The 13,935-nt window shown below is 59.8% G+C and carries 13 protein-coding genes and 1 pseudogene; 7 read left to right on the top strand and 7 right to left on the bottom strand.

Annotation, left to right across the window (positions count from 1 at the left end; genetic code table 11):
- Positions 1–21 precede the first annotated feature (21 nt).
- The 3 genes from OEG84_RS10115 to leuA form a co-directional block, all read right to left on the bottom strand.
- Positions 22–771 carry a hypothetical protein gene (locus tag OEG84_RS10115; protein WP_267653645.1) on the bottom strand — a complete coding sequence of 250 codons (750 nt, stop codon included), beginning with the start codon at positions 769–771 and terminating at the stop codon, positions 22–24.
- Between the two features lie 120 nt (positions 772–891).
- Positions 892–1,668, bottom strand: coding sequence for an alpha/beta fold hydrolase (locus OEG84_RS10120; protein ID WP_267653646.1), 777 nt, complete (start codon positions 1,666–1,668; stop codon positions 892–894).
- A gap of 70 nt (positions 1,669–1,738) precedes the next feature.
- Positions 1,739–3,448 carry a 2-isopropylmalate synthase gene (gene leuA / locus OEG84_RS10125; protein WP_267653647.1) on the bottom strand — a complete coding sequence of 570 codons (1,710 nt, stop codon included), beginning with the start codon at positions 3,446–3,448 and terminating at the stop codon, positions 1,739–1,741.
- A gap of 711 nt (positions 3,449–4,159) precedes the next feature.
- Here leuA and OEG84_RS10130 point away from each other — a divergent pair.
- The 4 genes from OEG84_RS10130 to OEG84_RS10145 are packed head-to-tail and all read left to right on the top strand — an operon-like array spanning position 4,160 to position 5,341.
- The gene (locus OEG84_RS10130) at positions 4,160–4,345 is read left to right on the top strand and encodes a hypothetical protein (protein WP_267653648.1); all 186 of its coding nucleotides are present in this window, start codon (positions 4,160–4,162) and stop codon (positions 4,343–4,345) included.
- A gap of 24 nt (positions 4,346–4,369) precedes the next feature.
- Positions 4,370–4,717 (top strand): IS110 family transposase, encoded by a 348-nt coding sequence (locus OEG84_RS10135; protein ID WP_267653649.1) that lies wholly within the window; start codon positions 4,370–4,372, stop codon positions 4,715–4,717.
- A 59-nt stretch (positions 4,718–4,776) separates the two neighbouring features.
- A complete protein-coding gene (locus tag OEG84_RS10140; RefSeq protein WP_267656150.1) occupies positions 4,777–5,202 on the top strand; it encodes an IS110 family transposase in 426 nt (141 codons plus the stop codon).
- Positions 5,198–5,341 (top strand): DDE-type integrase/transposase/recombinase, encoded by a 144-nt coding sequence (locus OEG84_RS10145; RefSeq protein WP_425602908.1) that lies wholly within the window; start codon positions 5,198–5,200, stop codon positions 5,339–5,341. Before OEG84_RS10140 ends, OEG84_RS10145 begins: the two co-directional genes overlap by 5 nt.
- 298 nt (positions 5,342–5,639) lie before the next feature.
- Here OEG84_RS10145 and fdhF read toward each other — a convergent pair whose 3' ends face one another.
- A complete protein-coding gene (fdhF, locus tag OEG84_RS10150; RefSeq protein ID WP_267653650.1) occupies positions 5,640–8,399 on the bottom strand; it encodes a formate dehydrogenase subunit alpha in 2,760 nt (919 codons plus the stop codon).
- Between the two features lies 1 nt (position 8,400).
- Positions 8,401–10,098 carry an NAD(P)H-dependent oxidoreductase subunit E gene (locus tag OEG84_RS10155; RefSeq protein WP_267653651.1) on the bottom strand — a complete coding sequence of 566 codons (1,698 nt, stop codon included), beginning with the start codon at positions 10,096–10,098 and terminating at the stop codon, positions 8,401–8,403.
- Between the two features lie 198 nt (positions 10,099–10,296).
- Here OEG84_RS10155 and OEG84_RS10160 point away from each other — a divergent pair.
- A pseudogene (locus tag OEG84_RS10160) lies at positions 10,297–10,480 on the top strand (zincin-like metallopeptidase domain-containing protein); the annotation flags it as partial.
- An 88-nt stretch (positions 10,481–10,568) separates the two neighbouring features.
- Here the strand turns inward: OEG84_RS10160 and OEG84_RS10165 are convergent.
- Positions 10,569–10,835, bottom strand: a complete 267-nt coding sequence (locus OEG84_RS10165; RefSeq protein WP_324288191.1) for an SH3 domain-containing protein — start codon at positions 10,833–10,835, stop codon at positions 10,569–10,571.
- Complete coding sequence (locus OEG84_RS10170; protein ID WP_267656311.1) at positions 10,736–11,053, bottom strand: hypothetical protein; 318 nt, start codon at positions 11,051–11,053, stop codon at positions 10,736–10,738. Before OEG84_RS10170 ends, OEG84_RS10165 begins: the two co-directional genes overlap by 100 nt.
- 424 nt (positions 11,054–11,477) lie before the next feature.
- Here OEG84_RS10170 and rsgA point away from each other — a divergent pair, with 424 nt between their 5' ends.
- Positions 11,478–12,584, top strand: coding sequence for a ribosome small subunit-dependent GTPase A (gene rsgA / locus OEG84_RS10175; RefSeq protein WP_267653652.1), 1,107 nt, complete (start codon positions 11,478–11,480; stop codon positions 12,582–12,584).
- A 253-nt stretch (positions 12,585–12,837) separates the two neighbouring features.
- The gene (locus OEG84_RS10180; protein WP_267653653.1) at positions 12,838–13,935 is read left to right on the top strand and encodes a carboxynorspermidine decarboxylase; all 1,098 of its coding nucleotides are present in this window, start codon (positions 12,838–12,840) and stop codon (positions 13,933–13,935) included.

Genomic DNA, 13,935 nt, shown 5'->3' on the forward strand with positions numbered 1-13,935 from the left:
GGCCTCAGCTGATAACAAGCCTCAGCCGATAAACGCCGTAAGCCGGTCCCACAACGCCACCACCAGCACCGCGGCGCCGGCAACACAGCCGAGAATGAACCAGGACGCGCCGAGCACGAAACCGCTGCCGCGCGAGGCCTTCTTGGGCGGGATTTCGGTTTGCAGGCTCGAAGCCGCGACCGCGGTCTGCTGTGGCCTCGTTTCCTCGGCACCATCCGCGTCCCAGGCCTGTGGCTGCGCGTCAGCGGCTGCCGGACTGACCGAACCGTCCTGCGCGCTGCGCGCGGTCTCATTGCTGCCGGCGTCGGATTGGCGCGCCGTCGCTTCAGTTGCACCAGCCAGCGCCTTCATGCTTTCGAAATCGCCTGAAAGAATCCGCTCGCGCTCGATCACCCGCTCGGCGATATAGCGCGTCACCGCGTCGGCAGTTGCCGACATGTCCGGGGTCTCCGACATCACCACCCGGCCAAGACGGGTATCGCGCACGAAGCGAAACACCCTGCGGTCATTGCCCATGTGCACATGCGCCACCGCATCGATCCACAATCGCGGCTGCAGCCCCGGCGATATGCCGAAATCGAAGCGGTCATCGGTGGGGTCGATCTCGTCAAGAACCGGCTTGATTTCGAGCGCCAGCAATTCCAGCCGCGCCCGAACGGCGTCGCGCATGTCGACCACCACATCGGTCCGGTCGGCAACTGCAATCTTGACTTCCCTGACGATGTCGGCAAGCCGACGATCAGGCGATGTAGGCACGGTATGATCTGTCATGGCGCGGTTCCGGCACAATTGGTTAACAATTGGTTAGCACAGACCGGCCTTGATGGCGACAATAGGGCATCAGCGATTGTGTTCGTGGTAAAGATCCGGCGCCATCACCCAAAAACGGTCTCAAGCGTCGGCAGCGATCGCCTGGCGCAGCACGCGGACCAGCGCATCGGGTGCTTCCTCGGGCAGCATGTGGCCGAGTTCCGGCAGGACGCTGAGCGCAAAATGGGCTGGCAGGGCGCGTGGCGACGGGCATGGCAACACCGCATCGGCGCTGCCCCAGATCACCGCCACCGGCATACCAAGCGCTGACAACGCATCGCTGGGCAATACCCCCTGCCCCTTGTCGGGGCCTTCGGGAAACATCGCCTGGTAGGTTTCATCAAGGGCTTCCAGCGCGCCGGGCCGGGCGCGGGCCGCAACAAAGCGATCAACAACCGCTTGCTGCACCTCGAACCCCGGCGCCGACATCTCCGCAAGGCAGGCACGCAGCTCTTCCGCTGTGGCAGCCTTGGCATAGCGCCCCAGCAATTCGGCATTGATCTTGCTGTCAATCCCACCCGGCGCCACCAGCGTCAGCGACTTGACCCGGTCGGGCCCGCGCATGGCGATCAGCGCCGCCACCGCCCCGCCCATCGAATGACCGGCCAGGTGAAACCGCTCGACACCGGCGTCATCAAGCCCGGCGAGTATCGCCTTGGCCATCCGTCCGGCGCCGCCGCGGCCTTCGGAATTGAGCGAGCCGCCATGGCCGGGCAGATCGACCACCAGCGTGCGGATATCCTCTCCCAACCCGGCAAGCACCGCGTCCCAGGCCGAACCATCGCCGCCAAAACCATGCAGCAGCACCAGCGGCTCGCCGGTTGCGGCACCCGATGTCTTGATCAAAAGCCCCGTCACGGCACGTCCTCTTCCCGATCAGCGGAAACCGCCGCAGCCCTGTCGCCGCGGCAGCCTCTCAAGCTTTATGTCAGCCCTTGGCCTTGGCCAGCGCCCGGTTGGCCGCCGACACCACCGCGGCCAGCGAGGCGGCGGAGATGTTGGTGTTGACGCCGGCGCCAAACAGTTTGCCCGCTGGCGTTTCCATTTCCATGTAGCAGATGGCAGCCGCATTGGAGCCGTGCTGCATCGAGTGCTCGGAATAATTGGCCACGGTCAGCGAGAAGCCGAGATAAGTCGACAGCGCATTGATGAAGCCATCGATCGGCCCGGTGCCGCGGCCCTCGATGCGCTTGGTCTCGCCATTGTCGGTGATCTCCGCCGAGACAACCCGCACGCCGGGGCTTGCCGGGTCGGTATGGGTGTGGTGATCGACATAGCCGAGCCGCGCTCCGGTCTGGTTGACATAGACCTCCATGAAGCTCTCGTAGATCCGCTGCGGCGGCAGTTCCACGCCCTCGTCATCGGTGATCTTCTGGATTTCCTCGCGGAATTCCACCTGCAGGTTGCGCGGCAGATCGAGCCCGTAATCCTCCTTCAGGATATAGGCGATACCGCCCTTGCCCGATTGCGAGTTGATGCGGATGATCGCCTCGTAGGTGCGGCCGACATCGTTGGGATCGATCGGCAGATAGGGCACTTCCCACTCCGGCTTGTTGGCCTGTCGCAGCGCCTTCATGCCCTTGTTGATCGCATCCTGATGCGAGCCGGAGAACGCGGTGTAGACCAGTTCGCCGACGTATGGATGCCGCTCGGGGATCTTCATCTCGTTGGAATATTCGAACACCGCCTTCATCCGCTCGATATCCGAGCAATCGAGCTTCGGATCGACGCCTTGGGTGAACATGTTGAGCGCCAAAGCGACCACATCGACATTGCCGGTGCGCTCGCCATTGCCAAACAAGGTGCCCTCGACCCGGTCGGCGCCTGCCATCAGCGCCAGTTCGGTTGCGGCAATGCCGGTGCCGCGGTCATTGTGCGGGTGCAGCGAGATCAGCACGTTTTCGCGGTTGTCGATGTTGCGGCACATCCACTCGATCTGGTCGGCATAGATGTTGGGCGTCGCCATTTCCACCGTCGACGGCAGGTTGAGGATCAGCTTGTTGTCGGGCGTAGGGGCAATGATCTCGATCACCGCATTGGAAATCTCCAGCGCCACTTCCAACTCGGTGCCGGTAAAGCTTTCCGGCGAATATTCAAACCGGAAATCGCCGCCGGCCTTCTCCGCCATCTCCTTGATCATCTTCGCCGCATCGACAGCAATCTGCTTGATTCCGGCCACATCCTTGTCAAACACCACCCGGCGCTGCAGCTCCGATGTCGAATTGTAGAAATGGATGATCGGCCGGTTGGCGCCCTCCAGCGCCTCGAACGTGCGGGTGATCAGCTCGGGCCGGCACTGCACCAGTACCTGCAGCGACACATCATCAGGCACGCCGCCCTCTTCCACGCACCAGCGGGCAAAATCAAAATCGGTCTGCGAGGCCGACGGAAACCCGATCTCGATTTCCTTGAACCCCATGTCGAGCAGCAGCTGGAACATCCGCGCCTTGCGGTCGTGCCCCATCGGGTTGATCAGCGACTGGTTGCCGTCGCGCAAATCCACCGAGCACCAGATTGGCGCGGTGTCGATGCGCTTGGACGGCCAGGTCCGGTCTGCAAGATCGATCAACGGATAGGCGTGGTATTTCTGCGATGCCGTCGGCATGCCCTTCTGTCCGGATGAAGAATGTGCGGTCATGGTCTTCTCTCGTTTCCTGGCCCGGGCCCGGCGTCGCGATGAGGCGGCGTCAACAGGCGCTAGGGGGCCGTCATGTTGCATTCAGGAAAAAATGTAAAGTCGCGAGAGGAGCAGGGTCGCGTCAGCGGCGTATCGACCGCCGGACGCTCCTCAACGAGCCCGGCGATCGCCGCTAAGTGCGAGGAGTAGCAGGCCGCCAAGACGCGCATGCGAGATCGTCGCCGCTGCAAAGCGGGCGAAAGAGGTCTCGGAGGGGCGCGTGGTCTTGCTCATGGGGAAAAGATAGCCGCGGTGGGGCGAGATGGCAAGGGGGAGGTGTGACCTGAGCCCCGTTTCTTCATCCAGCTTTGTTTAGAAGTCGTCTTCTGATAGGAGACGGACAAATGAGATCATCACGTTTCAGCGACGAACAGATCATCCATTGCCCGGCAGACGATTGCGCAGCAATCTGCCGAGAGCGGGCATGATCAAGGAACAATAAACGGGGATGCCGACTGCGGAGGTGTGCCGCAAGCTGAAGGCGCTCGAAGATACGAACGCCAAGCCCAAAAAGCTGCTGCGGAGCATATACTGGGCAACGCCATTTTGAAGGATGTCGTCTCGCGAAAGTGGTAACGCCCACCGCAAAGAGACAGGCTGTGGATCATGCGTGTGGAAGGCACGGCGTGAGCCAGCGGCGGGCGTGTGAAGTGCTGAACACATAGATCGACCATGCGTTACGGAAGGGTGCAGTCGGACGATATTGTTTTGCGGGAAGCCCTGAAGAAGGTGGCGGCGTCGCTTTGGCTACAGGCCTATATCGGTGTTGATGTCGCCAAGGACTGGAACGATGTGTTCACCGCTTCCAATCAGCGCTTCACCCGTGTTTCCAATCGACGGGGTCTTTTGACCAAATAGGCGCAAGGCCTGACTGGCGACGTCATGCAAATTTTTGAGGCGATAGGCCGGTATGATCGCGTTCTGATTGCATGCCTTGAGGACCGTGGCGTTTCCTCTGCGCGCGTGAATCCGTTGCGGGCTCCTCAATTCGCCCGTGCCGCTGGTTTGCTGGCAAAGACCGACAGACTGGACGCTCAGATTCTATGCACGATGGGAGAGGCGCTTCGCCCCGAACACGCCACACCGATCCAATTGCACCGCCTGCGTCTTCACGAGCTTCAAGCCAGACGGGACAACATTGTGAACATGATCACGGCTGAGCAAAACCGTCTCTCTGTTGCCGATAACGCTTTCATCAAAAAGATATCAAAGCTTCGATCCGTTCACTAACGAAGCGCCGAGAAGCGCTGCACAAACAGATCAACGCACATATCGGCGCGCAGGAGGATCTGAATGAGCAGAACCAGCTACCGCAATCGGTCCCCGGTGTCGGACCGCAAACTGCCAATCATCTAATGGCTTCGATATCGGAACTTGAGCAAGTCAACCGGCGATTGATTGCCAGTCTCGTCGGCTCGGTACCTCACGCCAGGGAATTGGGGTTCTACAAGGGCAAGCGGGCAATCCATGGAAGCCGACCACGTGTCCGCTGCGCGATGTATATGGCGGCGCTCGTCGCCGTTCGGTGGGATCCACATTGGAAAGCCTTTATTGAACGGCATGGTCGTCCGCAGCGCACTGTAATTGACGGCAACCAGACGGACAGGGAAGCCAGCATTTCCTGCGATGTGATCAGCCAGCTTCAGGAAAAGAGAAATATTCATACAACGCCGATCTGTTATCCGGCAAAACGAGTACCTGAATACCCGTATTGAGCAAGATCACCGCAGGATCAAGTGGCGTGTCAGGCCGAAGCTCGGCTTCAATCTTTTTTCAAGCGCGGCAATAACGCTTGCCGGTATTGAGATGTTTCAAATGATACAAAAGCAACAAGGTATGTATTCTTGCAACTAAAACCCATCATTTGCTGAGCAACTCGACGCATTTGCAACTATTTTCTGATCGTTCGTCCCAAACGTTTCTTCCTCGCACATATTAAATATTTGCAATAGATCCCAAATTAGCCCATCGATAATTGAGGTTCTCGTGTCAATTATTCTTACTGAACTGACGGAAGATGATCTACATCATTTCTCATCCCCGGAATTTCGCCGTCTTCACGCCCGGTGGAAAGGCCTCATTGCTGCAAATGCGCATCGATATTGTCATGCCCATAGAAGGTGCCGTGAAGGGAGAGGGTCGAACCTGCACCCTACTCCCGTTCCACACGAACCGCTGCGAATTTGAACTCCGGTATCTTCCCGTAGGGGTCGAGCGCGGGATTGGTCAGCACATTGGCGGCGGCCTCGACAAAGGCGAAGGGAACAAACACCATGTCCTCCGAAACGGCCCGGTCCGCGCGGGCCATCAGCGAGATCGTGCCGCGCCGCGTGGTCAACCGCACGTGCCCGCCCGGCTCGACCCCGAGCCTGCGAAGCGTGGCGGGATGGAGCGAGCAATTGGCCTCAGGCTCGACCGCATCAAGCACCACCGAACGGCGTGTCATCGACCCGGTATGCCAGTGTTCGAGCTGTCTGCCGGTGGTCAGGATCATTGGATAGTCCGCATCCGGCAGTTCCGCGGGCGCGATGATGCTGGCCGGCGTAAACTTCGCCCGTCCGCCGTCGCGCGGAAAGCCTGAACCAAAGACAATTACCTGACCGGGGTCTTGTGGAGAAAGCGACGGATAGGTGACGGCTCCTTCGTGCTCCAACCGGTCCCAGGTGATGTTATCGAGGGACTTCATCCCCGATTTCATCTCGGCAAATACTTCGCGCGGGTGGCTGTAGGTCCAGCCGAGACCAAGCCGATTGGCCAGCGCCATGGTGATCGCCCAATCCTCGCGCGCCTCGCCCGGAGGGGCAACAGCGGCGCGGCCCATCTGCACCTGCCGGTTGGTGTTTGTTACCGTCCCGTTCTTCTCGTAAAATGCGGCGGCAGGCAGGATCACGTCAGCATAATTCGCCGTCTCGGTCAGGAAGATGTCCTGCACGACGAGGGTGTCGAGCTTGGCCAGCGCCTCGCGGGCATGATTCAAGTCGGGATCGGACATCGCCGGATTCTCGCCAAGGATATACATGCCCTTGATCTGTCCGGCGTGAACCGCATCGAGGATCTCGGTGACCGTAAGGCCCTTCTCGCTTGAAAAGTCGTCCGAACCCCACAATGTCGTGAAATGCCGCCTGATGCTGTCGTCGGTGACTGTCTGGTAATCGGGCAGAAACATCGGGACCAGGCCGGCGTCCGAGGCACCCTGCACGTTGTTCTGGCCGCGAAGCGGGTGCAGCCCGGTGCCCGGTCGTCCAACATGGCCACACATCAATGCCAGTGAGATCAGGCACCGCGAGTTGTCGGTTCCGTGGATGTGCTGTGACACGCCCATTCCCCAGAAGATCATGCCGGACTTCGCGGTGGCGAAGTCGCGCGCCACCTGCCTCAGCGTCGCGGCAGGGATACCGCAAAATGCTTCCATTTTTTCTGGCGGGAAGTTTGCGAGATGCGCCTTCTGGGCCTCCCAGTTTTCCGTATAGGCCTCGATATATTGCCTGTCGTAGAGCTCCTCTTCGACGATCGTGTGCATGATCGCGTTGAGCATCGACACGTCAGCGCCGGGGCGGAACTTCAGCATCGAGGTGGCAAATCGGCTCAGTCCGACGCCGCGCGGATCCATGACGATGAGTTTGCCGCCGCGCTTGGTGAACTGCTTGAAATAGGTTGCGGCCACTGGGTGGTTTTCCACCGGATTGCAGCCGATGAGAATGACCACATCGGCATGTTCAACCTCGTTGAAGCTCGCCGTCACGGCGCCACTGCCGACATTTTCCAAAAGTGCCGCAACCGATGAGGCATGGCAGAGCCGGGTGCAGTGGTCGACATTGTTGTGACCAAAGCCCTGCCTGATGAGCTTCTGAAAGAGGTAGGCTTCCTCATTGGAGCATTTTGCCGAGCCGAAACCAGCGACCGTTCCGCCGCCATGTTTTTCGGTCAGCGCCTTCCAGCCGTTGGCGGCCCTATCAAGGGCTTCGTCCCATGTGGCTTCGCGGAAGAATTCCTGCCAGTTGGCAGGATCCACGTTCAGCCCCTTGGCCGGCGCGTCGTCGCGCCGGATCAGCGGTTTGGTCAACCGGTGCGGGTGGTGAATGTAGTCGAAACCGAAACGGCCCTTGACGCACAGCCGGCCCTCGTTTGCCGGGCCGTTGATGCCCTCGACATATTTGACCTTGCCGTCCTTGACCTTCAGCGAAACCTGACAGCCGACCCCGCAGAACGGGCAGACCGAGGTGACTTCGGTGTCGAAATCGGCGCGGTCGCCGACCTGATCTTTGTTGATCACAGTTGCCGGCATCAGCGCGCCCGTCGGACAGGCCTGCACGCATTCCCCGCATGCGACGCAGGTCGATTCTCCCATTGGATCGTCCATGTCGAACACTGGATAGGCCTGATGCCCCCGGCCTGCCATGCCGATCACATCATTGACTTGCACATCGCGGCAGGCGCGGACGCAGAGTCCGCACTGGATGCAGGCGTCGAGATTGACGCGCATTGCAACATGGCTGTCATCGAGCAGCGGAATGTGGTCGGGTTCGAGTTTTGGAAAACGGCTGGATTGAACATCATTGGCCGCGGCCATGTTCCAAAAATGCGCCGAGGCGTCGTGGGCCTTTGATTGCTCCGGCTGATCGGCCAGGAGAAGCTCCATGACCATCTCGCGCGATTTCTTCGCACGATCGCTGCCGGTCTTGACGATCATGTCGTTCGATGGTTGCCGGCAGCAGGAGGCCGCCAGTACGCGCTCGCCTTCAATCTCGACAACGCAGGCCCGGCAATTTCCGTCCGGGCGGTAGCCTGTCTGATCCTTGTGGCAGAGATAGGGGATATTTGTGCCGTGGCGCTTGGCCACTTCCCACAGCGTCTCGCCGGGGGCTGCCGAGACTTCCTGGCCGTCCAGGGTAAAGCGGATTTGCTCGGTCACGTCAGATCTCCTCGGGGAAATGTTTCATCGTCAGACGGATCGGGTTGGGCGCCGCCTGTCCGAGTCCACAGATCGATGCATCGGCCATGACACCGCAGAGTTCGTCCAGAAGCCCCGTATCCCATTTCGGCGCCTGCATTAGCTTTACGGCCTTCTCGCAACCGACCCTGCATGGCGTGCACTGACCACAGCTTTCGCTTTCAAAAAAACGCAGCATGTTCAGCGCTGCCTGCCTGACGCTGTCCTTGTCGGAAAGAACCACCACAGCCGCCGAGCCGATAAACGTGTCATGCGCCTGTAGCGTGTCGAAATCGAGCGGCACGTCATTTAACGACGCCGGCAACAACCCCGAGGAAGGACCGCCCGGCTGATAGGCTTTGAATTCGTGTCCCGGAGCCATCCCGCCACAAGATTCAATGACATCCATGATGGTCGAACCGGCAGGCAAGAGGTGGACGCCGGGGTGAGCCACACGACCAGAAACCGAGTAGGAACGGAGGCCCTTTCGGCCATTTTTCTCAATGGAAGAAAGGATGTGCGGCCCTTCACGGCAGATACGGGTGATCCAGTGCAGCGTCTCGACATTGTGCACCAGCGTGGGCCGGCCGAAAATGCCCACAGCCGCCACGTAGGGCGGGCGCAGGCGCGGAATGCCGCGCTTGCCTTCAATACTCTCGATCATCGCGCTTTCTTCGCCGCATATATAGGCGCCGGCGCCGCGACGGAGTTCTATATAGCCAGATGCGACGATCCCTGCTGTTTCCAGCGCCTTGATTTCGGTGCGCAGGATATGCAGGACTGCCGGATATTCATCGCGCATGTAAATGAAGCAACGCTCCGCCTCGACCGCCCATGCGGCGATCAACATGCCTTCGAGCTTCAGGTGGGGCGTGCGCTCGAGATAGTGACGGTCCTTGAACGTGCCGGGCTCACCCTCGTCGCCGTTGACCGCGAGATAGCGCGGCCCGGGATTGGCGCGAACAAAACCCCATTTGCGGCCTGACGGGAAACCGGCTCCACCGAGACCACGAAGCCCGGAGGAGAGAACCATCTCCTGAACTTCTTCCCAGTTGCCGGATGCGCGCAATTCGGCCAGCTTGGCGTAACCGCCCGCAGCCTGATAAGCAGCCAGGTCCTCATAGTCAGGAATTTCGGCGTGGAAATGGCCCTTCGCCAACACCGTGTCGACCTTGTCAGGCGTTGCATGATCGACGTGACGGTGGCCGATTTCCAGCACCGGCGCCGTGTCGCACCGGCCCATGCAGGGAGCACGCAAGACACGGACCTTGTTCGGATCGTGCCCGGCTTTCAGGGCGGCAAGCAGGGCTTCGGAACCCGCCATCTCGCACGATAGCGAATCGCAAACCCGGATTGTCAGGTCGGGTGGCGGCGTTTCATTCTCCTTAACCGGATCAAAATGCGCATAGAACGTTGCGACTTCCCAAATTTCGGCCATTCCAGTGCGCAGCTCTTCGGCAAGCGCGCGCAGATGACGAGCCGACAGATGGCCATAGGCGTCCTGGATGAGGTGCAGGTATTCGATCAGAAGATCACGGCGGTGCGGTCCATCGCCCAGCAGCGCCTTTACCTCCGCCCAAGCCTGATCTTCAAGCTGACGTCCCTTTGGAGTTCTGCGGCCACGCCCACCGCCTGATTTCCAAATGCCGTCCGTCCGTTTCGCATCCACGTCAGCGTTCATCTTCCAGCAACTCCCGAGCTCCCTAACTGCTCACTACGATAGGATGTATTTTTCTGTGGCCATATCGAAATTGCGACACCTAGCGCTCATTAGTGCTTGTTGAGTCTCAGGATTGAACGAAGCTGCTTACGTGGCATATGGGGCGGGGAGAGAGGTTTCTCGCGATGCCATTGCCAGTCTTCGCGGTGCGGGGCTTGTTCACACCGGACCGCGTCGCCTGATCGTGCGGGGCGTGATCTTTTCCCGATATGCCAAGGACCGCAGCGAACGCGCCCGGGAAGAACTCATTGCCGAGCTCGGCAGTTGCTTCCTCTGCGCCGAGCTTGGTACCGTTCCCGAGTCGGAACTTCGCGCGGATCATGCTTCATACCTGCAATCATGGGAGGTTCACGCGCCCAGGCCTGTCCGGGCGCGCGGGCTCAGGATAACAACTGACAGAGTATCCCCGATGAAACTTCTCGAGATTCAGGTCAGCCAGCCAGGACTTCCACCCAGTTTTGATGGACCCACCCCTTCTTGCCACCTTTGTGAACGGGACGATCAGCGTCAATCGGGCTGCAGGACAGGCTTTCCACGCCATACACTACGCCAATCCATTTGCCTCTTGTTTCAAACAGCCAGACGTTGTCGCCGTTTTTCAACTCGTCAATTTTGGCATGATCGGAACCGGGGCCTTTTCGCACGGCGAGGAAACCATCACCCCCGCCTTTAATCCGGCTACCTGACCATACGAGCACGTATCGAGATCTTCACTGGCGCGCTCGATAATGTGCACATCAAGTTGTTGGGCTACAACAGAGGTTGCGCCGCTCAAAACAAACAACCACAGCAACGCCGCTGTCGGTGCAACGCCTGATAAAATCGTCCTCATGAATACTCTCCTGCAAAAAATGAATAGTTCATCTGCTTTTGCCAACAATTGCTTCAACAGAGATACCCAGATGGGTGTACTCATCACTTGAGCGTTGCACGGGCAGTGTCCATTTCCAAATCTTTCCTGGTTGGGCAAAGCTTCCGGTCGATTTTCAAAAGCACTCCTACCATTCGGGCGGGACAGGACCATGATCCGTGCCAACCCCCAAACATTTTATTGGGGCACACCAGCTGCGCGCTCCGCATTCCGGACTGTCGCAGACAGTCGCCGGACACCACATCGAACCAGACCCGTCGGCGGATTTTTGCCCGCGGGGGATTTGTCATGGCGGCTTTTCGGCAACGCTAAAGCAGATCGTGGCGTTGCTTCGGGCTTCCAATCAAATCATCAGTGGGAACGCGGACACTGCACCGCTATAGTCGACCGCTGACGGCGCGGTGATGCTTCGTCATCAAAGCTCTGTTATCTCAGCCCCGGCCGCCCCGGCGCAGGAAAGCCAGTCGTCATGTCACGAGACTATTCGAAATTCACGCTTTCCACCGGCAAGGCCGACGCCAAGCCCGGCGACGTCGCCAAGTCGGGCACGCCGAAGCCGGCGCTGTCGGTGCTGCAAGAGCTCGGCTGGCAGCCGTTTTATGCCCAGCAGACCGACATCAATGAGCTGGCCGAAACTCCGCCGGTGCGGGTCACCGAGGTACACCGCAGCGGGCTTCGGGTGCTGGGCGACGGCATTGACGAGATGCTGCCGCCGCGCGCCGATGCCACCGTCGGCGACTGGCTGTTGTTCAACCACGTTCTGCCCAGCGCCAGCCGGCTGCTCGATCGCAAGAGCGTGATCCAGCGCCGCGCCGCCGGCCATGACCGCCAGGTGCAGTTGATCGCCGCCAACATCGACACCGCCTTTGTCGTCACCTCCTGCAACGCCGATTTCAACGTCGCGCGGCTGGAACGCTATGTCGCGCTGGCATTCGAGGCCGAGGTGACGCCGGTGATCCTGCTGACCAAGGCCGATCTGTGCGACGATCCGGCCGATTATGTCGAACAGGCGGAGGCGATTTCCAACGCGCTCACGGTGCTGGTGCTCGATGCCCGGGGCGAAGAGCCGAAGGTCAAGCTCGCGCCCTGGTGCAAGCCGGGCCAGACAGTTGCCTTTCTCGGCTCGTCAGGTGTCGGCAAATCGACGCTCACCAATGCACTGTCAGGCACCGAGAGTGCCGCCACCCAGGAAATCCGCGAGGACGATGCCAAGGGCCGCCACACCACCTCGCACCGGCAATTGCACATTCTGCCCGGCAGCTGCGCTGTGCTCGACACACCGGGCATGCGCGAAATCCAGCTCACCGATGTCGGCGCCGGCGTGGCCGAAGTATTCTCCGAACTCGATGATCTTGCCGGCGCCTGCCGCTTCAGCGATTGCCGGCACGAGACAGAGCCCGGCTGCGCGGTGCTGGCGGCAGTTGCAACCGGTGCAGTCGATATCGAGCGGCTGGCGCGCTGGCGCAAGCTGCTGGCCGAAGACCGGCACAATTCCGCAAGCCTTGCCGAGCGCCGTTCCAAGGACAAGGCTTTTGGCAAGATGATCCGCCAGGTCAAGAAGAACAAGGTCAAATAGCCCGCCCCGGCGCAGGCCGTTTGCGCCACCGAACCTCCGCTGTTGCCGGGTTTAGCGCCGATTCACCCGGTTCCGGACAGTGCAGCGATGGCAATTGCCCGCATACTGGCGTCAGGTCAGCGTTTTTGCTACAAAAACCTGCTACCCACTTGCCTCAGGCGCCGGTATTCCCTACCTCCCCCCGAACACCCGCTGCCAAAGCGGCACGTGCGCCCTCGCCCTTCCTCGCCCCGCCACCTGAATGGAGCAGGCCTTGATCCAGACCCCCTATTATCTGATCGACAAGTCGAAACTGCTTTCCAACATGGAAAAGATCGCCCGGCTGCGCGAACTCTCCGGCGCCAAGGCGCTGCTGGCGCTGAAATGCTTTGCCACCTGGGGGGTGTTCGATTTCATGGCCGACTACATGGACGGCACCACCTCCTCGTCGCTTTACGAGGTCCGACTCGGCCGCGAGAAATTCGGCAAGGAAACCCACGCCTACTCAGTGGCCTATGCCGATCATGAGATCGACGAGGTGGTGACCCACGCCGACAAGATCATCTTCAATTCGATCGGTCAGCTCACTCGTTTTGCCGACAAGGCAGATGGCATCACTCGCGGGTTGCGGCTCAATCCCGGCGTGTCCTCCTCCACCTTCGATCTGGCCGATCCGGCCCGGCCCTATTCGCGACTTGGGGAATGGGATCTCAAACAGGTCGAGCCGGTGATGGAGATGATCTCCGGCTTCATGATCCACAACAATTGCGAAAACGGCGATTTCGCGCTGTTTGATGAGATGCTGGGCGAGATCGAGCAAAAATTCGGCCCGCTCTTGAAGAAAGCCGAATGGGTCAGCCTCGGCGGCGGCATTCATTTTACCGGCGATGATTATCCGCTGGAAAAATTCGCCGAGCGGCTCAAGCGCTTTGCCGGCGAGTATGGCGTGCAGGTCTATCTCGAACCCGGTGAAGCCTCGATCACCAAATCGACGACGCTGGAAGTCACCGTGCTCGACACGCTTTTCAATGGCAAGAATCTGGCCATTGTCGATTCATCCATTGAAGCCCATATGCTGGATCTGTTGATCTACCGCGAAAAGGCCAAGATCGCACCCGATACTGGCGATCACCGCTACATGATCTGCGGCAAGTCGTGCCTAGCCGGCGATATCTTTGGCGAGTTCAATTTCCCTGAACAGTTGGCCATCGGCGACCGGATTTCAGTCCAAGACGCAGCCGGTTACACAATGGTCAAGAAAAACTGGTTTAACGGCGTGCGTATGCCGTCAATCGCCATCCGCGAGCTGGATGGCAGCATCAGAACGGTCCGCGAATTTGATTACGCGGATTTTGAACACAGCCTCTCTTAA

Source organism: Hoeflea algicola (assembly GCF_026619415.1).
Lineage (GTDB): Bacteria > Pseudomonadota > Alphaproteobacteria > Rhizobiales > Rhizobiaceae > Hoeflea > Hoeflea algicola.

Bases quoted from the DNA above. Each gene is read 5' to 3' on its own strand.
- OEG84_RS10135 (WP_267653649.1), top strand. From the start codon at position 4,370: ATGCAAATTTTTGAGGCGATAGGCCGGTATGATCGCGTTCTGATTGCA.
- rsgA (WP_267653652.1), top strand. From the start codon at position 11,478: ATGTCACGAGACTATTCGAAATTCACGCTTTCCACCGGCAAGGCCGAC.
- OEG84_RS10130 (WP_267653648.1), top strand. From the start codon at position 4,160: ATGCGTTACGGAAGGGTGCAGTCGGACGATATTGTTTTGCGGGAAGCC.
- leuA (WP_267653647.1), bottom strand. From the start codon at position 3,448: ATGACCGCACATTCTTCATCCGGACAGAAGGGCATGCCGACGGCATCG.
- OEG84_RS10170 (WP_267656311.1), bottom strand. From the start codon at position 11,053: ATGAGTACACCCATCTGGGTATCTCTGTTGAAGCAATTGTTGGCAAAA.
- OEG84_RS10115 (WP_267653645.1), bottom strand. From the start codon at position 771: ATGACAGATCATACCGTGCCTACATCGCCTGATCGTCGGCTTGCCGAC.
- OEG84_RS10155 (WP_267653651.1), bottom strand. From the start codon at position 10,098: ATGAACGCTGACGTGGATGCGAAACGGACGGACGGCATTTGGAAATCA.